This is a genomic window from Salinisphaera sp. (assembly GCF_002729955.1).
Lineage (GTDB): Bacteria > Pseudomonadota > Gammaproteobacteria > Nevskiales > Salinisphaeraceae > Salinisphaera.
Window position 1 is genome coordinate 12908 of the sequence record NZ_PBYA01000045.1, and the last position, 19395, is coordinate 32302.

The 19395-nt window shown below is 65.6% G+C and carries 18 protein-coding genes and 4 tRNA genes; 15 read left to right on the forward strand and 7 right to left on the reverse strand.

Features of this window, described 5'->3' with window-relative positions:
* Positions 1 to 20: 20 nt before the first annotated feature.
* Complete coding sequence (locus tag CMN27_RS12530; protein ID WP_293626897.1) at positions 21 to 716, forward strand: hypothetical protein; 696 nt, start codon at positions 21 to 23, stop codon at positions 714 to 716.
* Entirely contained in the window at positions 713 to 1561 is an 849-nt protein-coding gene (locus CMN27_RS12535; protein ID WP_293626899.1) for an MBL fold metallo-hydrolase, read from the forward strand. The genes CMN27_RS12530 and CMN27_RS12535 overlap by 4 nt, the downstream gene beginning before the upstream one ends.
* Here the strand turns inward: CMN27_RS12535 and CMN27_RS12540 are convergent.
* The 7 genes from CMN27_RS12540 to murB all read right to left on the reverse strand — a co-directional run bounded on the left by CMN27_RS12540 (position 1558) and on the right by murB (position 10716).
* A complete protein-coding gene (locus CMN27_RS12540; protein WP_293626901.1) occupies positions 1558 to 3159 on the reverse strand; it encodes a DHA2 family efflux MFS transporter permease subunit in 1602 nt (533 codons plus the stop codon). The two genes, CMN27_RS12535 and CMN27_RS12540, sit on opposite strands and share 4 nt — an antisense overlap.
* Positions 3156 to 4310, reverse strand: coding sequence for an HlyD family secretion protein (locus tag CMN27_RS12545; protein ID WP_293626903.1), 1155 nt, complete (start codon positions 4308 to 4310; stop codon positions 3156 to 3158). Before CMN27_RS12545 ends, CMN27_RS12540 begins: the two co-directional genes overlap by 4 nt.
* Entirely contained in the window at positions 4307 to 5737 is a 1431-nt protein-coding gene (locus CMN27_RS12550) for a TolC family protein (RefSeq protein WP_293626905.1), read from the reverse strand. The genes CMN27_RS12545 and CMN27_RS12550 overlap by 4 nt, the downstream gene beginning before the upstream one ends.
* Positions 5734 to 6162: a MarR family transcriptional regulator gene (locus CMN27_RS12555; RefSeq protein ID WP_293626907.1), complete on the reverse strand. Its 429-nt coding sequence runs from the start codon at positions 6160 to 6162 to the stop codon at positions 5734 to 5736. Before CMN27_RS12555 ends, CMN27_RS12550 begins: the two co-directional genes overlap by 4 nt.
* 262 nt (positions 6163 to 6424) lie before the next feature.
* A complete protein-coding gene (locus CMN27_RS12560; RefSeq protein WP_293626909.1) occupies positions 6425 to 8086 on the reverse strand; it encodes an isovaleryl-CoA dehydrogenase in 1662 nt (553 codons plus the stop codon).
* A 411-nt stretch (positions 8087 to 8497) separates the two neighbouring features.
* Positions 8498 to 9634, reverse strand: a complete 1137-nt coding sequence (locus CMN27_RS12565; RefSeq protein ID WP_366515455.1) for a PstS family phosphate ABC transporter substrate-binding protein — start codon at positions 9632 to 9634, stop codon at positions 8498 to 8500.
* Positions 9635 to 9702: 68 nt separating this feature from the next.
* Positions 9703 to 10716 (reverse strand): UDP-N-acetylmuramate dehydrogenase, encoded by a 1014-nt coding sequence (gene murB, locus CMN27_RS12570; protein ID WP_293626913.1) that lies wholly within the window; start codon positions 10714 to 10716, stop codon positions 9703 to 9705.
* 138 nt (positions 10717 to 10854) lie between these two features.
* Between murB and CMN27_RS12575 the strand changes: the two genes are divergently transcribed.
* The 13 genes from CMN27_RS12575 to CMN27_RS12635 all read left to right on the forward strand — a co-directional run.
* Entirely contained in the window at positions 10855 to 11517 is a 663-nt protein-coding gene (locus tag CMN27_RS12575) for an HAD-IB family hydrolase (protein WP_293626915.1), read from the forward strand.
* Positions 11514 to 11870, forward strand: a complete 357-nt coding sequence (locus CMN27_RS12580) for a hypothetical protein (RefSeq protein ID WP_293626917.1) — start codon at positions 11514 to 11516, stop codon at positions 11868 to 11870. The genes CMN27_RS12575 and CMN27_RS12580 overlap by 4 nt, the downstream gene beginning before the upstream one ends.
* 34 nt (positions 11871 to 11904) lie before the next feature.
* Positions 11905 to 12291: a hypothetical protein gene (locus CMN27_RS12585; protein WP_293626919.1), complete on the forward strand. Its 387-nt coding sequence runs from the start codon at positions 11905 to 11907 to the stop codon at positions 12289 to 12291.
* A 123-nt stretch (positions 12292 to 12414) separates the two neighbouring features.
* Positions 12415 to 14211, forward strand: a complete 1797-nt coding sequence (locus CMN27_RS12590) for a PDZ domain-containing protein (protein ID WP_293626921.1) — start codon at positions 12415 to 12417, stop codon at positions 14209 to 14211.
* Positions 14192 to 16042, forward strand: coding sequence for an AMP-dependent synthetase/ligase (locus CMN27_RS12595; RefSeq protein ID WP_293626923.1), 1851 nt, complete (start codon positions 14192 to 14194; stop codon positions 16040 to 16042). Before CMN27_RS12590 ends, CMN27_RS12595 begins: the two co-directional genes overlap by 20 nt.
* 2 nt (positions 16043 to 16044) lie before the next feature.
* Positions 16045 to 16671, forward strand: a complete 627-nt coding sequence (gene plsY / locus CMN27_RS12600; protein WP_293626925.1) for a glycerol-3-phosphate 1-O-acyltransferase PlsY — start codon at positions 16045 to 16047, stop codon at positions 16669 to 16671.
* Positions 16668 to 17630, forward strand: coding sequence for a biotin--[acetyl-CoA-carboxylase] ligase (locus tag CMN27_RS12605; RefSeq protein WP_293626927.1), 963 nt, complete (start codon positions 16668 to 16670; stop codon positions 17628 to 17630). The genes plsY and CMN27_RS12605 overlap by 4 nt, the downstream gene beginning before the upstream one ends.
* Complete coding sequence (locus tag CMN27_RS12610) at positions 17627 to 18349, forward strand: type III pantothenate kinase (protein ID WP_293626929.1); 723 nt, start codon at positions 17627 to 17629, stop codon at positions 18347 to 18349. The genes CMN27_RS12605 and CMN27_RS12610 overlap by 4 nt, the downstream gene beginning before the upstream one ends.
* A 67-nt stretch (positions 18350 to 18416) precedes the next feature.
* Positions 18417 to 18492, forward strand: a tRNA-Thr gene (locus tag CMN27_RS12615).
* Positions 18493 to 18641: 149 nt separating this feature from the next.
* Positions 18642 to 18726, forward strand: a tRNA-Tyr gene (locus CMN27_RS12620).
* 289 nt (positions 18727 to 19015) lie between these two features.
* Positions 19016 to 19089, forward strand: a tRNA-Gly gene (locus CMN27_RS12625).
* A gap of 33 nt (positions 19090 to 19122) precedes the next feature.
* A tRNA-Thr gene (locus CMN27_RS12630) sits at positions 19123 to 19197 on the forward strand.
* Positions 19198 to 19295: 98 nt separating this feature from the next.
* A partial coding sequence (locus CMN27_RS12635) for a GTP-binding protein (RefSeq protein WP_293624689.1) occupies positions 19296 to 19395 on the forward strand: 100 nt, incomplete at its 3' end.

Here is a 19395-nt window from a genome sequence, read left to right on the forward strand (position 1 = left end):
TGTCTGACAACTGCCCAGCCTTGAGCCGCGTCGTGACCGTACGCGATGCCGCCACCACCGCGCTGCTGCGTAACGGGGCGGATAGCGGCCTCGAAGTGCTGCTGCTGCGTCGTCATGCCAGCCACGTCTTCGGCGCCAATGCCTATGTGTTTCCCGGCGGCGCGCTGGACGCGGAGGATGGCGAAGCCGATCTGCGCATGCGCTGTCACGGCGGCGTCGAGCTCATCGAAGAGGCGGTGGGCGACAACGGCTTTGCACTGGCGATGGCCGCCATTCGCGAATGCTTCGAGGAGGCCGGCCTGTTGGTCGCCTGCACCGCCCAAGCCGAGATTACCTCGGCCCGCCGCGACGCTCTGCGCCTTGCGCTCAATACGCAGAAGGCCAGCTGGGCGGCGATCGTTAGGGAGATGGATTTGCGCTTCAATCTCGATGACCTGGCGTTCTTTGCCCACTGGACCACGCCCGCGGGCCCGCCCAAACGCTATTCCACCCGCTTTTTCGCCGCCGCCGCGCCGCCGGGCGAGGCGCGCTGCGACGGTCTGGAAACCACCCATGTGTGGTGGGCGCCGCCGGCCCAGGCGGTGGCTGCTCACGATCGCGGCGAAATCGAGCTGATGACGCCGACCCGGGCCACGCTCGAATCGCTGGCCGGCTATGCCGATGCGGATACGGCCCTGGGCGCACTCATGGATGCCAGCACGGTGCGGGTACCATGAGCAGCGCGGCTCAGGCAGAACAGCTCGTCGACGGCGTACTGCGCATCGTCGCGCCCAACCCGAGCCCGATGACCGGCGAGGGCACCAACAGCTATATCGTGGGCCACTCGCGCTGCGCGATCATCGATCCCGGCGTGGACGAGGCCGCGCATCTGGATGCCCTGGTCGCAGCCGCGCCGGGCGAGGTGGCGGCCATTCTCGTCACCCATGCCCACCCCGATCATACCGGCGGCGCGCTACGCCTGGCCGAACGGCTGAATGTCCCGGTTTATGCCTATCCGCTCGAGCTGCAGGGCATACGCGACGAAGACTTTGCCCCGCACCGGCCGCTCTATCACGGCGATATCGTCGATCTGGACACGGTGCGCCTCGAGGCGATTCATGCCCCCGGCCATACGGCCGATCATCTATGCTTTTTCTGGCGCGAGGCCGGCCTGCTGTTTGCCGGCGATACGGTGATGGCCGACGTCACGGTGGTGATTCTGCCGCCGGACGGCGACATGAGCGCCTATATGCAAAGCCTCGAACAGCTGCAGGCGCTGCCGATCGAACGCATCGCGCCGGGGCATGGTCGGCTGCTCGAGGACGCGCCGGCGGTGCTGGCGCATATCGTGGCCCATCGGCGCGAACGCGAAACCCAGGTATTGGAATCGCTGAGCGTGGATGAGCCGATGATGGCCGAACAGATCGCGGTTCAACTCTACCCCGATCTGGACGTGCGTCTGCAGCCGATGGCCGCGGCCCAGGTCGAAGCCCATCTCATACGGCTCGTGGCGCTGGGCAACGCGGTGGCCGTGGCTGATGGCTGGCTCTGTGTTCAGGAGGCCGACCCGCTGTTTTATTAGTGTGCCGCGCCCTCTGGCATGTCGGTGTTCTTCGAGCTGCCGAGGAAGAACACCAGCGGCACCAGGGCCGCGAGAATCACGCCCAGCAGCCAGAAGTCGTCGATGAAGGCGAGCATCTGGGCCTGTTCGCCAACCAGCTGATAGATCGACGCCAGGGCCTGGCCACGGGCGGCTTCCAGGCTGGCGCCCATCTGCTGAAAATGCGCGGTCAGCGACGCCAGCGTCTCGCGATACTGATCGTGATAGGGGGTGACGTTCTCCACCAGCACGTTCTGGTGATACTGGCTGCGCCGGGCCAGCCAGGTGGTGACCAGGGATATACCTACGCTGCCGCCGATATTGCGGGCCAGATTGATGAGCGCGGAGACCTGGTCGGTCTTGTCGGCCGGCACGCCGATATAGGCCACGCTCGTGATCGGGATGAATAAAAAAGCCAGGCCGACGGTCTGGAACACACGCGCGACCACGAGCTGGTCGAAGCTGACGTCGAGATTGAAACTGGCCAGATGAAACATCGAGGCCGAGACCACGACCAGGCCGAAAGCGATCAGCCAGCGGGCTTCGATCTTGTTGGATAGAAACCCGACCACGGGCATCATCAGCACGATGGCAAAACCGCCCGGCGAGATCACCAGGCCAGCCAGCGTGGATGTATAGCCAAGCGCGGACTGCACGAACTGCGGAATCAACAGGGTCGAGCCGAGCAGCACGAAGCCGAGCATGAACATCAGCAGGTTGGCAAAGGCGAAGTTGGAAAAACGAAACAGACGCAGGTCCATGATCGGATGCTTCTGGAACGGCTCCCAGCAGATCAGCGCGCCCAGGCACAGCGCCGCGATGATGCCGTTGGCGAGGATGAAATGGGAGTCGAACCAGTCGTTCTGCTGGCCCTTGTCGAGCATCACCTGCAGACAGCCCAGGCCGAGTGCGAGCAGGGCGAAACCGACATAGTCGATACGAAAGCCGTCCGCCAGCTTGGCCCGGCGGGCGGCCTCGTAGGCGGCCGAATCCTTGACCAGGGCGCCGGCCAGGATCAGCAGTACGATGCCCACCGGCACGTTGAGCAGAAAGATCCAGTGCCAGCTCGCATGGTCGGTGATATAGCCACCCAGGGCCGGGCCGATGGCGGGGGCGAATACCACCGCCACGCCATAGATCGCGAAGGCCATGCCGCGCTGTCGGGGCGGAAACGAGTCGGCGAGAATCGCCTGTGAAACCGGCTGCAGGCCGCCACCGCCCAGACCCTGAAGGATGCGGAATACGATCAGCCAGCCCAGCGACGGGGCCATGCCGCACAGCAGCGAGGCCACCGAAAACAGCACGATGGACACGACGAAGAAGCGCTTGCGTCCGAGCACCTGCGAAAACCAGCCCGATACCGGCAGCACGATGGCATTGGCCACCAGATAGGACGTGAGCACCCAGGTGGCTTCTTCCTGGCTTGCCGACAGGCTGCCGGCGATATGCGACAGCGACACGTTGGCAATGGAGATATCGAGTACCTCCATGAACGCGGCCAGGCCCACCACCGCAGCGATCAGCCAGCGGTTGGCGGGGTACTGGGCCTCGTCGGGCCGGGTGGCCGCGGCGTCGCTCATTGCGCGGGCGTTGCGGTCGCGGTGGCCGGACGCTGTTCGTCGACCGGCTTCGCGGGCGCGCCCACGTTCACCGTCGGCACCGCCGACATGCCCGGTGCGAGCTCCACGTCATCGAGCTGGCCGTTGCGTTCGAACACGATCTTGACCGGCACGCGCTGGACGATTTTCACGAAGTTGCCGGTCGCGTTCTGCGGCGGCAGCAGCGAAAAGGTGGGCCCGGTACCCGACTGGAACGATTCCAATCGGCCTTCGAACTCGTGATCGGGAAATGCGTCCACTTCGATACGCACCGGCTGGCCCACACGCATGCGGGTGAGCTGGGTTTCCTTGAAGTTCGCCACCACCCAGGGGTTGTCGGCGACTACCGCGAGTGCGGCCTGACCGGCATTGACGTGGCTGCCGGCCAGCACCGATTTCTGTGCGATCTTGCCGGCCTGCGGGGCACGCACGTCGGTATACGACAGGTTCAGTCGGGCCTGCTCGACCTGGGCCTCGGCTTCGGCGATACGTGCTTCGGCGGTCGAGGCCTGGGATTGCTTCAGCGCGATCTGGTCCGGTGCGGTCTTGGCCTGGTCGAGCTGTGCCTTGGCCTCGCGCACCCGGGCCGCGGCCGAGGTGGCGGTGGTATTGGCCTGGTCGAGCTGCTGGCGCGAGACTTCGCGCTTGGCATAAAGCTTTCGGTAGCGCTCGGCGTCGGCGGCCGCCCGGCTGGCTTCTGCGCGGGCGGTTTCCAGCGCGGCCTCGGCGCGATCGGTATCGGCGCCGCTGGTCTGGCGGGTCACCGCCAGCTCGCGCTGGCTGGAGGCATAGGCGGCCTTGGCCGCCTGCAGGCTCGCCTCGGCACTGGCCAGTCGGGCGCGGTAGTCGGCCGGGTCCAGCGTGAACAGGGGATCGCCTTTTTCGACGTGCTGGTTGTCGCGCACATAGACCTCGGCCACGGTGCCGGTCACCCGGGGCGCGACCTGCACGATATCGGCCTGCACGAAGGCATCGTCGGTGCTGACCAGATCGCGGGTCAGCCACCACCAGATGCCGGCGCCGATCGCACAGATCAACACGACGATGACGGCAATCACGGCCACGCGCCGGCCTTTGCCGCCGTTTGCGCTGGGGGTGTCGGTGCTGGAATGGGTTTCAACGGAATCGGTCATGGCGTGGCGGGCTCATACAGACGAAAACGGCCGGCGCGCCCGAGCGCGGCGGCCAGGTTGATACGGGCACGGGTGTAGTCGGCCAGGGCCGCGACGCGGCCGTTGCGGGCATCGGCCAGCGCGGTCTGCGCATCGATCACTTCCACGTTGTCGCTGATGCCCTCGGCAAAGCGATCGCGGGAGAGATCGAGCTCGCGGTTGGCGAGATCGAAAGCCGATTCGGCGGCACGTACCTGCTCGGCGAGGGTATGCAGGGTGCGACGGGCCACGCGTACGTCCTGCTCGATCTGGGTGCGGGTATCGCGATAGCGAATACGCTGTTGATCGAGACGACTCGCGGCGCTGTCGATGCGGGCATTGATGGCGCCGCCGTCGAAGATCGGCACCTCGACCTGCGCGCCGATCGTATAGGTGTCCTCGACGTTCTCGTGGTAGGTATTGCCGGCTTCGCCGTAGGTGGCCGATGCCGAAACCGTGGGCAGGCGTGCGCCGCGCGCGCCTGCCAGCTGGGCCCGACGCACGGCCAGCTGGCCCTGGGCCAGGCGCAGCTCGGCACGGCTGGCATAAGCGGTATCCAGATCGGCGTCGATATCGCCGTCCACGGCGGCGCTGTAGTGCAGGTCGTCGCTGAGCACCAGCGGCGTGTCGAGTGCCAGGCCCACCGTACGTGCCAGTCTGATATCGGCACGGGTGCGGTCGGTACGGGCCTGGGCCAGACGCGCGCGGGCCCGGGCCTGGCGGGTCTGGGCACGGGTGACGTCCACACCGGTGGCGATGCCGACGTTTTCCTGGTCGACGGCCAGATCGGCCAGTCGGTCGGCCAGTTCGAGGTCGGCGCGGGCGGCTTCCACCGAGGCCCGGGCGGCGAGGGCGCTCACGTAGTCGAGTGCGGCCTCGGAGGCGACCTGTTCACGCGCGAGGGCCAGCTGATCGTCGGCCACGCGCTGGCCAAGTTTCGCGCTCTTGTACTGTTGCCAGGCGCTGTAGTCGAACAGGTTCTGACGCAGCTCGGCGCGGGCATCGAAGCTGTTGTAGGTGATCACGTCCGGCACGCTGATATCGGCGTTCTGTGCTGCCGGGCCCAGCGAATCCAGCGCCGACTGAATATCCAGGCCCTGGGCGGTGAGGTTGTTCTGCCGGCGTGACTGACTCACGCGCGCCGAGACATGGGGCAGAAACGCGGAGCGCGCCTCACGGCTGCTGCCGGCTACCTCGTCGCGCCGGGCATCGGCCAGCAATGTCTGCACGTTGGCGGCCATGGCCTGGTTGATGGCATCGCGCAGTGATAGCGCCGCGGCGGACTCGGGCAGGGTGAAGGTTTCGGCCGGCTCGGCCGCGGCGGGCGGGGTGGCCAGGGCGGCCAGGGCGACGGTCTGGGTCAGGCCGACCAGACAAAGAACCAGCGTGAATTGGCGTAGGGCATTCATGGCAGCAGGCGGACGAGCAGCGTCCGCAGTTGTGTTTGTTCGTTGTTGTCGAGCGGCGCCAGCAGTGCCTGCGTGGCGGCACGGGCGGCCGGCCGGATCTTGGCGAGTGCGGCGACGCCGTCTTCGGTCAGATGCAGGCGGTGGGCCCGTCGGTCGGCGGGGGCGCGCTGGCGCGCGATCCAGCCGCGTTTTTCAAGGCCGTCCACGAGGTAGGTCACGGTGGTGCGATCCAGGCCCAGCCATTCGGCCAGATCGCTCTGGTGCAGCGCATCGTTGGCTTCGAGTGCAAGCAGGGTGGCGTATTGGCGCCCGGATACCTGCATGCCCTCGGTATGGGCATCAAACAGGCGCAGCTGACGCTGGTGCGTCTTGGCCAGCAGATAGCTCAACTGATGACGGATCGAGTCCGGAAGCACGTGGGCCACTCGGTGCCTCGCAGGGCGGCAGCGGGATCAGGCTGATAATTGTATGTTGCATTAATATAATTGCAAGACTATTAATGCAACTAAATAGATTGGTGCCGGCCGATCGGCCGCGCCTTGCCGCGCTCGTCGGAAAAACGGCCGTTGAAAACAGCTGGCCCGGTCAGCTGTTTTGGTGCCGAATTAATGATCCGCCGATGAAGCGCGTGATCTCCGCAGGGGCGGCCGATCCTGGTCGATCCTGGTCGTTTTTGGGGGCGGCGGATCAGCCTTCTTCGAGCGTTACGCCGGCGCGTTCGACAAGCCGCGCGAAATCCAGTTCGGTATCGAGGGTGCCGTAGGCCATGCCGCGATTGCCGGCCAGTCGCGCTTCGCAGAAGGCCTCGCCGACCCAGCTCGATTCGCTGTGCAGCAGGATCTTGGCCTGTAGCGCTCGTGCCACGGCCTCGGCCACGCGGCGAGCCTGCATGGGCTGGTCGGCCACGCTTTTGAGCATGGTCTTCAGATCGTGACAGTGGCGGTCGTAGGCCGGGTGGGCGCCCCGTGCTTCGGCCAGTTCCGCCTCCAGCGCATTTAAAGCAGCCGGGCTCTTGGCCATCGCCCGCAGCATGTCCAGACACTGCACGTTGCCCGAGCCTTCCCAGATGGAGTTCAACGGCGACTGGCGAAACAGCCGCGGCAGGATCGACTCTTCTACATAGCCTGCGCCGCCCAGACATTCCTGGGCTTCGTTCACCAACGGCGGAGCAGCCTTGCAGATGAGATATTTGCCCACCGGCGTGGCGATACGCGCCAGCAGCTGCTGCTGTTCGTCGTTGGACTCGAAGGCCCGTGCCACGCGCATGGCATAGGCCATCGCCGCCTCGGATTCGAGCGCCATGTCGGCGAGCACGTGCTGCATCAAGGGCTGCTCGATCAGGCGCGCGCCAAAGGCGGCGCGATAGCGACAGTGATGGATCGCCTGTACCAGCGCCTGGCGCATCAGCCCGGCGGAGCCCAGCATGCAGTCCAGGCGGGTCTGGGACACCATTTCGATAATCGTCGGCACGCCACGCCCGGCCTCACCCACGCGATAGGCCTCGGCATCGAAGAATTCGACTTCGGACGAGGCATTCGCATGATCGCCGAGCTTGTTTTTCAGGCGCTGGATTTCGATGGCATTGCGCTGGCCGGCGGCGGTCCAGCGCGGCAGCAGAAAACAGGACAGGCCGGCGTCTTCCTGGGCGAGCACGAGAAACGCATCGCACATGGGCGCGGAGAAAAACCATTTGTGGCCGACCAGCCCGAAGCTGCCGTCGGCGCGCGGCGTGGCGCGGGTGGTATTGGCACGCACGTCCGAGCCACCCTGTTTTTCGGTCATACCCATGCCGATGGTCAGGCCGTGCTTTTCGCCATGCGGGGCGAACGTGGGATCGTAGCTGTTGGCCAGGATACCGGGCAGCCACTGGGCGGCCAGGTCGGGCGTATGGCGCAGCGCCGGCACGCTGGCATGGGTCATGGTGATGGGGCACATCGTGCCCGCTTCCATCTGGTTGTGCATATAGAACAACGCCGAACGCACGACCTGCGCGCCCTCGCGCTGGGCGGTCCAGGTCAGCCCGTGCAGGCCGTGTTCCTTGGCCAGCGCCATGCTGCGGTGATACGCCGGATGAAAACGCACCTCGTCTATGCGATGGCCATAGCGATCGAAGGTGGCCAGCTCGGGGCGATTCTCGTTGGCGTCGAAGCCGATCTCGATGAGTTCGGTGCCGGCGATCGCGCCATAGGCCTTGAGCCGATCCTGACCCCATTCGCCGCCTTCCCGACGTACGGCTTCGATCAGTGCCGTATCCGAAGCGAACACGTTGTAGTGCTCGAGCGGCGGCGGCTGGTTGGTGACGTCGTGCGTTCGCAGATGCTGTCGCGGATGCAGCGGGGTCTCGGACATGAGTACGATCCGGTTCGAATCAAGACCCTGGATTGTGCATTATCCGCCGCGTTGCGGCAGATATTGCGGATTACCGTCGATGCGCTTTTCCCGCGGGTGGGCCGGGCCGGATAGATTATCCGCAAATGAACGTGCACTTGTGCGGTTTTTTCTTAACAACAATACAGTCCGCCAATAAACGCCAATAAACGCGAATGAAAGGCATGCAATGCAAACCGCTGAGCGTTCGGCGAGAACAGCATAGGGGGCGGCCTCCGACCGATCTGTCTTTCGCCTTATTCGCGTGTATTCGCGTTTATTTGCGGACCGAAAAAAGCGATATTCGTAAGACAAAAAAAGGCCGACCCTCGGGCCGGCCCGCGTGGCACGGGGCATACCCCCGAAGCCACCCGATACTGGTTGTGAGGCCGATCAGCCGTGTTCGGCCTTGAGCGAATCGGCGGTCACCTGTTTGCGGTTCTTCCAGTTTTCACGCATCGCCTCGAGTTCTTCCGGCGGCAGCGAGATCAGGCCGAGCGATTTGAGTGCGCCGCGGTCGCTGGCCATCTGGTCGGACAGGAACAGGTCGACATACTCTTCCATGCCGTCAATACGGCCCACGTGGGCGTTCTTGGTATAGAAGAACAGCGAGCGCGATACCGGGTATTCGCCCGAGGAAATCAGCTCGCGCTTGGGCTCGATGCCGTCGACCTTGGCCGCCTGGATCTTGCCGCGATTCTCTTCCAGGAAGGAATAGCCGAAGATGCCGACCGCCGTGGCGTTCTGGGCCAGTTTCTGCACGATCAGGTTGTCGTTCTCGCCGGAGGGCACGAACTTGCCGTCCTGGCGGATGCTCGGTTTCTCGCCGTTGTAGCCGTCGATGTTTTCAGCGCCGTGTTCGACGACCAGCTCTTCGAAGGCGTCACGGGTGCCCGAGGAGGTCGGCGGGCCATAGATGAGAATCTCGTGGTCCGGCAGGCTCGGGTCGATATCGCTCCACTTGTTGTACGGGTTGTCGACCAGCTCGCCGTCCTGGGGGACCTGTGCGGCCACGGCCTTGGTGAGCTGTTCGCGGGACAGGTCGAGCGGCGGCTCGCCGGCTTTCTGGCCGATCACGATACCGTCGTAGCCGACCATGATCTGGGTGATGTCTTCGACGCCGTTGTCCTGACACATCTTCAGCTCGGACGACTTCATCGGCCGCGAGGCGTTGGTGAAGTCCGGGGTGTCTTCGCTTACGCCGCCACAGAACAGCTTGAAGCCACCGCCCGAACCCGTGGATTCGACCACCGGGGTACGGAAGTCGGTGGTCGCGCCCATTTCCTCGGCCACATAGGACGAGAACGGGTAGACCGTCGATGAGCCGACGATACGAATCTGGTTGCGGTCGTATTTTTCGCCGCCGTTGCTGGCCTGGGCCTCGCTCGAGGTCTGCTCGGACTGGGTGCCGGCCTGGTCGCCCTCGGCGCTGTTCTGTTCCTGGCCCTGCCCGCATGCCGTCAGGGCAAGCGCGGTGGCCGCGATCGTGAGAAACGATTTGGTTTGGTTATTGAGCAGCGAAGTCAGTATTGAGTCATCCTGGATTGGGAGTCGGAATCCGACGCTTGACGCAAGGCTGTCAGGAAAATATGACGTTTTTATGACAGCGCAGGTCGAGCGGTCGATGCGCGTGCATCGGCGGGCAGACGCGTGACCGGCCCGAACTCGCCGACGAACGATATTTCCGGCGTCAGCCAATAGCCGGTCTCGGCCTGTACGCAGCGCTGTGCGTGCATGATCAGCGCACAGACGTCGGCAGCCGAGGCGTTGCCGTGGTTGACGATGATATTGGCATGGCGCGGCGAGATCTGGGCATCGCCACAGCGCAGCCCCTTGAGGCCGCATTCGTCGATGAGCCGGCCGGCGCCAATGCCCTCGATCTTGCGGAATATGGAGCCTGCCGACGGTTCGCTTTCCAGCGGCGGATGTCGCTCGGCCCGCCAGCGCAGGTTCTCCTGCATGATCCGGTTCAATGTTTCGGCCGGTGCCGGCTCGAGCTCGAAGGTGGCCGACAGCACGATATCGTCGCGCGAGTGCAGTACCGACTGGTCGTAGCCGAACTCGAAATAATCCACGTCCACGCGTCGACGGTCGTTATCGGCGGTCAGCAGCTCGGCGGATTCGAGCACTTCGCCGATGAACATGGTGCGTTCGCGGGCCGGGGCGGGGGAAAGGAAATGCAGGTTCTGCCAGAGCGCGCCGCCCACCGTCGACGGAATACCCACATAGTGTTCCAGCCCGGACAGCCCATGGGCGACGGCCGCATCGATCAGGTCGGGATAGACCAGCGCGCCGCTGGCAGCGGTCACGCAGGTGCCGTAGACGTCGATGGCGCGGGCCTGATTGGCGATGACGAGCCCGGGAAAGCCGCGATCGCCCACCAGGATGTTGGCACCGCGCCCGAGCAGGAAGTAGTCGATATCGAAGCGTCGCGCCACGCGTATCGCGGTGGCCAGGGCCTCGGGCGTTTTCGCTTCGACATAAAAGGCAGCCGGCCCGCCGATACGAAAACTCGTACGCGGGGCCAGGGCCACGTTGCGCTTGAGCGCAGCGCCCAGATGCTGGGCCAGGGCGCGCTGTTGCGCGGCGGTGGGCTTGCGGGGTTTACGCATGACAGCAAAAGGACGAACGCGAAGAGCCTAATGGTCGATGCCCGTCCGCGCAAATACAAGAGCGGCGTCGGCGGGTATGTCGATGGCGGGCGTGTTTGACGTAAGCTGGCCCCAAACCGAATCGAAGAAGAGAACGCCTTGTCACAGTCGCAGCGCATCGTCGTGTTCGACCTCGATGTCACTCTCACCCGCTACGACACCTTCCTGCCGTTCGTGATCGGCTATCTGCGCTATCAGCGCAAGCGACGCAGCGTGGGCGCGACCTGGCGGCTGCCCTGGAATCTGTTGCGGTTCTGGCGCTGGGGCGATCGCACCTGGGTGAAAACACAGGTGCTGCGTTCGTTCATGGGTGGCCAGCCGCGCGATCGCGTGGAGGCCTGGGCCGACCGCTTCGTGGACGAACTGCTCGAAGAGGCCATGCGCGAGCAGGGCATGGCCCAGCTGCGTACCCATCAGGATGCCGGTGATCGGGTGATTCTGGCCTCGGCGAGCTTCGATATCTATGTCGCTCGCCTGGCCGAAAAACTGCACATCAACGAAGTGCTGGCGACACGTGCGGCCTGGAATGCACGCGATCGCCTGGTCGGTATGGACGGCGAGAACTGTCGCGACGACGAAAAACTGCGTCGTATCAAGGCGCTCGACGGCATGCCTGAGGACGGCCGCGGCGTGACCGCCTATTCCGATTCGCATGCTGACCTGCCGCTGCTGTCCTGGGCCGAGAACGGCGTGGCCGTCTGCCCCTCCAAGCGGCTGTTTCATCAGGTCGGTGGTCTGGGGCTCGAAGTCGCACGCTGGTGAGCGTTTCGCAGATATTTCTGGTGCTTGCAGTCGGGCTGGCCAGCCTGGCCCAGATCCTGCTCAAACATGGCATGACCCGAGCGGTGGAATCGCGCACCGGCCACGCCTGGCTGCGGCCGCTGCGTGAACCGCTGGTACTGGCCGGCATGGCCACGCAGGTGGTGCTGACCTGCCTGTGGCTGGTCGTGTTGTCACATATCGATGTGAGTCTGGCCTTCCCGGTGCTGGCATTGAGTTACGGCGTGGTGGTCGCGTACTCGGCTTTTTCCATGGGTGAAGTGGTTGGCAAGCGTCGCTGGTGCGGCGTTGCGCTGATCGTGGCCGGGGTGGGGGTACTCGCCTATGCGGCCTGATCTGTCACGGCTGCGCATCAGCCGGCGGTCGTGGGTGAGCATCGGGCTACTGCTGCTGTCGGTATCGCTGATGGCCGCCGGCCAGCTGTGCATGCGTCGCGGCATGCTGGGTTTCGGACCGATCGAATCCCCGCAGGCGTTCATCAATCTGGTCTGGGGCGGCATCGTCGCGCCCATGAGCATCGGCTTCGTCTGGCTGGGCATGATCGTCTATTCCATCGCGATTCTCGTATGGCTGCAGGTGCTGTCGCGCATGGACCTGAGCATCGCCTTTCCGATGATGAGCCTGAGCTATGTGCTGGTGTATCTCGGCGCGGCACTGTGGCCTGCGCTTAACGAAACGATCACCGCGGGGCGACTCGTTGGCACCGGGATGATCATGTGCGGTGTCGCCCTGGTGGCCGGTTCGCGGCGGGGCTAGCGTTGCACAGCCTCTGTGGTGATACGGGCTCGGCAGGTTGTATGGCGGCTGTATGGGCAGGGGCGTAACGAGGGCGTACACTTGCGCGCCTTCGAATCGACGAGCAGCCCAAGGCGAGGCGTCATGCCAACGCTGGATTACATCGTTACGCCGGTCGCAGCCACCGCCCATCGGTTTCGGGTGGTGCTGCAGACCGAGGTCGAGGCCGGCGCGCCGGTCGAACTGGCCCTGCCAAGCTGGATTCCCGGCAGCTATGTCATTCGCGACTTCGCCCGGCACCTGCTTTCGATCGCGGCCGAGAGCGACGGCGAGCCCGTCGCCGTGACCGCGGTGGATCGTCAGCGCTGGCGCTGCACGCCCACAGGCAGAACGCTGACCGTGACCTGCGAGTTCTATGCCCGCGACGAATCGGTACGCGCGGCGTTTCTTGACGATACGCGGGCGTTTTTCAACTTCACCTCGCTGGCCCTGCGGCCGGCCGGGCGCGAACACGAGGCCTGTCGCGTCACCCTCGAAGCGCCGCCGGGCATCGACAGCTGGCAGGTAGTCACCACGTTGCCCGCCGAGTCCACCGATAGCCGCGGTTTTGGCGTTTACGCCGCCGAGAACTATTGGGCGCTGATCGACCAGCCGGTGGCCATGGGTGCGGCGGTGGAATACGTGCGTTTCGAAGTGCGCGGTGTGCCGCATGCCTTCGTGCTGCTGGGCAGCCACGATGCCGATACCCAACGGCTCGCGGCCGATCTCGCGGCGGCCTGCGAGGCCCAGGCAGCGGTGTTCGATGAATTGCCGGCCAGCGAATATCTGTTCTTTGCCCAGGTCACGCCCAGCGGTTTTGGCGGCCTCGAGCATCGAGAATCCAGCGTGCTGCAGGTGGCACGCGATGCGCTGCCGGCCCGTATCGCCCCGGCCAACGGCGAGGCCACCCGTAGCAGCGCCTACGAGACCCTGCTGGGCCTGTGCAGCCACGAGTATTTTCACCTGTGGAACGTCAAGCGCATTCGCCCGGCCGCGGTGGCGGCGAGCGACCTGCAATCGGAAGCCTATTTCCGAGATCTGTGGGCCTATGAAGGCGTAACGTCCTACTACGACGATCTGGGGCTGGTGCGCGCCGGGCTGATCTCCGAGCAGGGCTATCTCGACCGGCTGGCGACACTGGCCACGCGCATCGATCGCACCCCGGGGCGCCATCGCCAGAGTCTCGCCCAGTCGAGCTTCGATGCCTGGCTTAAGTTCTATCGCCCCGACGAGAACACGCCGAACGCGGTGATCAGCTACTACGGCAAGGGCGCCCAGTTCGCGCTTGGTCTCGACCTCAAGCTGCGGGTGGAAACCGAAGGCGCGCTCTCGCTCGACGACGTCATGCGCGAACTCTGGCAGCGCCACGGCCGCCACGACGATCCGGTGCCCGAACACGGCCTGGCCACGCTCGCCGCCGAATTGTCGGGCCTCGATCTCTCGGCGTTTGTCGAAGCCCATCTCGAAACGACCATTGATGCGCCCTGGGCCGACTGGCTGCGCTATTTCGGTATCGAGGCAGTATTCGCGCCCGCCAGCGACGATGCGGCCGTCGTTCAAGGCCGGCTGGGCCTGCGTGCGGCAAGCGATGCCCAGCCCCGGGTCGCGCACGTATTCGACGACGGGCCGGCACAGGCGGCCGGCATATCGCCGCAGGATCGTCTGGTCGCGCTCGATGGCATAGAAGTCGTGGGCACGACGCTTGCCACGCGGCTGCGTCGGTATCCCGCCGGGGCGGTGGTGCGAGTGCACCTGCTGCGCGGCGACGAGCTGCTACAGCGCGATGTGACCCTGGCTGGGGCTGGCGCGGGCGAATGGAAGCTGCGTATCGATAGCCATGCCGATACCGCCGCACAGGCGCGGCGCGCGAACTGGTTGGGCCGTGCAAACGCCCCGGCCTGAATACTGGATCGGCCGCGACGAGGCCGCCACGCTCTGCGATCTGTTTGCTGCGCGCGTGGCCCGCACGCCGGATGCGCTGGCGTATCGCTTCTACAGCCCGCGCCGGCATGAATGGATCAGCCTGAGCTGGGCCCAGGTCGCGGCACGGGTGCAGCGCTGGCAGGCGGTGCTCGCCGAGGCCGGCGTACAGCCCGGCGATCGGGTGGCGATCATGTTGCGCAACAGCCCCGAGTGGCTGTGCGTGGATCAGGCAGCGATGGCGCTGGGCGCGGTCACGGTGGGGCTGTTCTGTGCGGATACGCCGGCCAGCAACGCGCATCTGATTGAAGACAGCGGCGCGCGCGTGCTGGTGGCGGTCAAGACGCGCTGGGTCGAGCGTATTCTCGAGGTCGATACCTGTGAGCAGCTGGAAACGGCGCTGGTCTTCAACGGCGAGGTCGGCGAGGCCGGGCGCATTCGCGGGGCCGAAGCGGCGCTGGCGAAGGCGGCCGAAGATCATCGTGCCGGCATATCGGTGGAGGCGGATGCCCTGGCCAGCCTCGTCTACACCTCGGGCTCCACAGGGCGGGCACGCGGGGCGATGCTTACCCATGCCAACCTGCTGTTCAACGCCCAGGCCTGTGCCGATGCGCTGCCCCCGGTCGACGAGCAGCATGCGCTGTCGTATGTGCCGCTGCCGCATTCCTACGAGCGAGTGGTCAACGCCTATCGGGCAATGATCACCGGCGGGGTCATCACCTTCTGTCGGCATCCGCGCTTTCTGGGGCTGACCCTTGCACGTGCACCGATCACCACGTTGATCGGCGTGCCGCGTGTGTTCGAGCGTTTCTATATCGAACTCAACCGCTGGCTGTCGCGGCGCCGGCCCTTCGTGCGCCGGCTGGTGGCGTTCACCATCAGCGTGGGCGAATCGGTGTTCGAGCGCGAGCAGGGGCGCAGCCGGCGGCGTGCGCGGCATCTGCTGTGGCCATTCCTGCGTTATTTCGTTGCCCGGCGCTGCCTGCGCCTGTTCGGCGCGGATATGCAGTACGCCGTCTGCGGCGCGGCCGCGCTGCCCTACCCGGTGGCACGTACGCTGGTGGGGCTGGGCGTGCCGGTGCTGCAGGGCTATGGGCTGACCGAGGCCGGCCCGGTGGTCAGCGTGAATCGCTTGCACGACAACGCCATCGACAGCGTGGGCATCGTGCTCGCCGGGGTGGAAACCAAGGTTGGCCCGGACAACGAGCTGCTGGTGCGCGGGGCCGGCGTGATGCGGGGCTACTGGCAGGACGAAGCCGCCACGCGCCGTACGATTTCGGCCGGCGGCTGGCTGCATACCGGCGACAAGGTCAGCCGTCTGGACAAGAACCGGCTGTATCTGACCGGGCGCATGAAAGAGGTCATCGTCATGACCACGGGCGAGAAAGCCTCGCCCGAGCCGCTGGAAGAAACGCTGCGCCTGGACGAGCTGGTGGACCGCGCGGTGGTGGTGGGCGAGGCGCGGCCCGTGCTGGCCGCGATCGTAAGCTGTCCGGCCGATACGCTGGTGCCGGTCATGCGTCGGCTCGGACTCGACCCGAATACGCCGGCCAGCCTTTCCAGCGCGCGTCTGGAGAATTTCTTCATCGCCCGCTTCAATCAGCTGCTGGCGGGTTATCCGGCCCATGCCCAGGTTCGGCGGGTGGCCATCACCACTGATCGCTGGAGCCAGGGCAACGATCTGGTCACCGCCACCGACAAGACCCGGCGCCGGCGGGTGGCGCGCTGCTATGCTCGCGATATCGCGCGTCTGTATGGCCGGCGTGCGCCGGGTGAGAAGGCGGACGTGTCACAGAACACGAATCTGGGGTAGCAATGAATTTCAGTACTGCATTGATAGCTGCGGTGGCGCTGGTGCTGGCGTACCTGATCGGCTCCTTGTCGGGCAGCCTGTTGCTGGCCCGGGCCTTCGGCCGGCCCGATCCGCGTATGAGCGGCAGCGGCAACGCCGGTGCCACCAACGCACTGCGTACCGGCGGACGGGGCTACGGCGCCGCGGTGCTGGTGTTCGATCTGGTCAAGGGCGTGATCGCGGCGCTGGCGGTGCCGGCGATCTGTGGCCTGGGGTTCGCCATGGCGCTGGCCTGCGGTGCGGCCGCGGTCATCGGGCATGTCTATCCCGTGTTCTTCGGCTTTCGCGGCGGCAAGGGGGCGGCCACGCTCATCGGCGTGCTGATCGCACTGCTGCCCGGCGCCTTGCTGCTGGGCGTGGCCGTGTGGGTTGCCACGCTGGTGGCCAGCGGCTATGTGGGTCTGGCGACCCTGCTGGGCATGGTCGGCGTGGCCCTGGCGACGCTGTTCGCGCCCAGCGCGGGGCTGGCCGCCAAGGTGTTCGTCATCGCCATGACGGTGCTCATTTTCTATACCCACCGCGAGAACATCCAGCGCCTGCGCCAGGGGCGGGAGAATCGCTTCGAGCGGGTGATGTGGCGCCGGCGTTGAGCGAAGTCTCGCTGGTCGCTCTGCTCGCCGACGGCGCCTGGCATCGCGGCCCGGCGCTGGCCGAGGCACTGGGCGTATCGCGGGCCGCGATCTCGGGGCGGGTCGCCGAACTGCGCGAGCTGGGCCTGGGGGTGCATTCCGTACAGGGCCGGGGCTATCGGCTGGCCGCACCGATCGAGTTGCTCGACGAAGAGCGCATCCGAAGCGAACTCGGCGAGCGGGCCACAGGGCTGGACGGGCTGTATGTCCACGAGCGCATCGACTCCACCAATGCCGAGCTTGCCCGGCGGGGCGGGCCGGGCATGCAGGCCTGTCTGGCGGAATACCAGTCGGCCGGTCGCGGGCGTGCGCGTCGACCCTGGGCCTCGCCGTTTGGTGCCAATCTCTACGTGTCGCTGGCTGCCGATGTAGCCGGCACGCGGGCGCCGCTGGGGGCACTGAGTCTGGCGGTGGGGGTCTGCGTGATCGAAGCGCTGCGCGATCTCGGCGCAACGGATCTGGCCTTGAAGTGGCCGAACGATATCTGGGCCGGCGGCGACAAGCTTGGCGGCATTCTCATCGAACATCGCGGCGAGCTCGGTGCCGGCGCACGCCTGATCGTCGGCCTGGGGCTGAACGTGGCCATGGATCGGACTCAGGCCGAAGCGATCGATCAGCCCTGGACACGCCTGCTCGATCATCTGGCGGTGGTGCCGTCGCGCAATCGTTTGGCCGCAGCGGTGCTGGATGCGCTGATGCGCGCGGTTCAGGACTTCGAACAGCATGGTTTCGAGCATTTTCGGGATCGCTGGCAGACCTTCGATGCGGTTCGCGACAAGCCGGTACGGGTGATCGAAAGCCAGGGCGAGCGGGTAGGCATTGCCCGCGGCATCGCGGCCGATGGCGCGCTTCGCGTGGAGTTCGAAGCCGGCCTGCAGTCGGTGTATTCGGGGGATGTAAGCCTGAGGCTGGCGCCATGAGGCTGCTCGTCGATATCGGCAATACGCGCTGTAAGTGGGCGCTGGCGCGCGATACCACGCTGGTGGAAACGGGCGTGGTTTCGCGGGCGGACGCCGAAGACTGGACCGCGGCGCTGCCGCAGTGCCCGGTCGAGTCCATTCATGTCTCCAGTGTCGCCCAGCCCGAGGCACTGTCTCGGCTGCGCGCGTTCGCGGCCGAACTCGGGGTCGATCTAAGCGCGGCCGAGAGCAAGGCGCGCTTCGCGGGGCTGACCAACGCCTACCGCGAGCCCGAGCGGCTCGGCGTGGACCGCTGGATGGCCTGTATCGCGGCCCAGGCCGACGCGGGCGGCTCCGTGCTCGTTGCCGATGCGGGCACCGCGCTCACGCTGGATTTTGTCGATGCCAACGGTGCGCACCAGGGCGGGCTCATAACCCCGGGCGTGGCAACCATGCGTGGCGCGCTAAGACGCCAGACCCAGCTGCGCCCGACGGTTGAACACGCCGCGCCGGTATGGCTTGCCTGCGATACCGACAGCGCCATCGCGGCCGGCACGCTGCGTAGCGCCATCAGTCTGCTGGACAGTGCGGCGCTGGAACTTGCCCCCGACCGTCTGGTGCTGACCGGTGGGGGTGCGCCGGAGCTGGCACGACATCTCGCACGACCCTGGGCTTTGCGTCCGCATCTCGTGCTCGAGGGGCTTGCCATTCATGCACGACATTTGCTGCCCACGGGCTAGCCAGGGCCGGCCGTACGCGGCAGAATGACTCCCGCGCGGCCAATCGGCTCGCGCAGTTCGCCCCAGGGCCGGCGTAGCTCAGTTGGCAGAGCAGCTGTTTTGTAAACAGCAGGTCATCGGTTCGAACCCGGTCGCCGGCTCCATCCCCAGACCTTCCTCGCGCGCTTCGGCAGGCGTTGCCGCCAAGCCGGCTTGCACGTCGCCCATCGCGTGTTTGCGCCGAGTCGAAAATGATCACGCGCCAGCGGTTGACAACCGTCTTTCGATTAAGAACAATGCGCGGCTCGTTTGTGGAGGGATACCCAAGCGGTCAAAGGGAACAGACTGTAAATCTGTCGGCTCAGCCTTCGGAGGTTCGAATCCTCCTCCCTCCACCACTTGAACAATAGAGGTAAGCAGTAACAACTGGTGGTCGCGGCAAGCGCAAGGCCGGACCGAGGAGGGTTCGAACCGTTAGAGGTTCGACGAGGGCGCAGCGCGGGAACGGTGGAGCGAAGCGACGCCGGCCCGAAGGGCGAGACGCGAAGCGTCGAGTGGTCTTTCTCTGTTTTGCCAGTTGAACAAGTTGGAAGGCAGGCCGCGGTCTGCTTTTAAGTCTGAATCGCCACGCTGGCTAGCGCCCTTGCAGGCAGCGCCGGAATTGGCGACAGTCGGGTGGTTGGCAGCGCGGGCGTAGTTCAATGGTAGAACCTCAGCCTTCCAAGCTGATGATGCCGGTTCGATCCCGGTCGCCCGCTCCAGAGTTTGCCGCTTCGGCGGCAGTGACAGTTAAGGCCCATGTAGCTCAGCGGTAGAGCACTTCCTTGGTAAGGAAGAGGTCACCGGTTCAAGTCCGGTCATGGGCTCCAGTATTGCCGGCGATGCAATGGCGTGGTCGGCGCGCGATGCGTTTTGCGTCGCGGCTACGGCGAGTTGAACTCACGGCAACAACGACGAAAGGCGAGTAATGTCCAAATCAAAATTCGAGCGTAACAAGCCGCACGTAAACGTCGGCACGATTGGTCACGTGGACCATGGCAAGACCACGTTGACGGCGGCGCTGACGG

What these genes read in the sequence shown, in the direction of transcription:
- plsY (WP_293626925.1), top strand. Translation starts at nt 16,045, where the DNA reads ATGAATTTCAGTACTGCATTGATAGCTGCGGTGGCGCTGGTGCTGGCG.
- CMN27_RS12560 (WP_293626909.1), bottom strand. Translation starts at nt 8,086, where the DNA reads ATGTCCGAGACCCCGCTGCATCCGCGACAGCATCTGCGAACGCACGAC.
- CMN27_RS12550 (WP_293626905.1), bottom strand. Translation starts at nt 5,737, where the DNA reads ATGAATGCCCTACGCCAATTCACGCTGGTTCTTTGTCTGGTCGGCCTG.
- CMN27_RS12610 (WP_293626929.1), top strand. Translation starts at nt 17,627, where the DNA reads ATGAGGCTGCTCGTCGATATCGGCAATACGCGCTGTAAGTGGGCGCTG.
- CMN27_RS12540 (WP_293626901.1), bottom strand. Translation starts at nt 3,159, where the DNA reads ATGAGCGACGCCGCGGCCACCCGGCCCGACGAGGCCCAGTACCCCGCC.
- CMN27_RS12545 (WP_293626903.1), bottom strand. Translation starts at nt 4,310, where the DNA reads ATGACCGATTCCGTTGAAACCCATTCCAGCACCGACACCCCCAGCGCA.
- CMN27_RS12590 (WP_293626921.1), top strand. Translation starts at nt 12,415, where the DNA reads ATGCCAACGCTGGATTACATCGTTACGCCGGTCGCAGCCACCGCCCAT.
- murB (WP_293626913.1), bottom strand. Translation starts at nt 10,716, where the DNA reads ATGCGTAAACCCCGCAAGCCCACCGCCGCGCAACAGCGCGCCCTGGCC.
- CMN27_RS12535 (WP_293626899.1), top strand. Translation starts at nt 713, where the DNA reads ATGAGCAGCGCGGCTCAGGCAGAACAGCTCGTCGACGGCGTACTGCGC.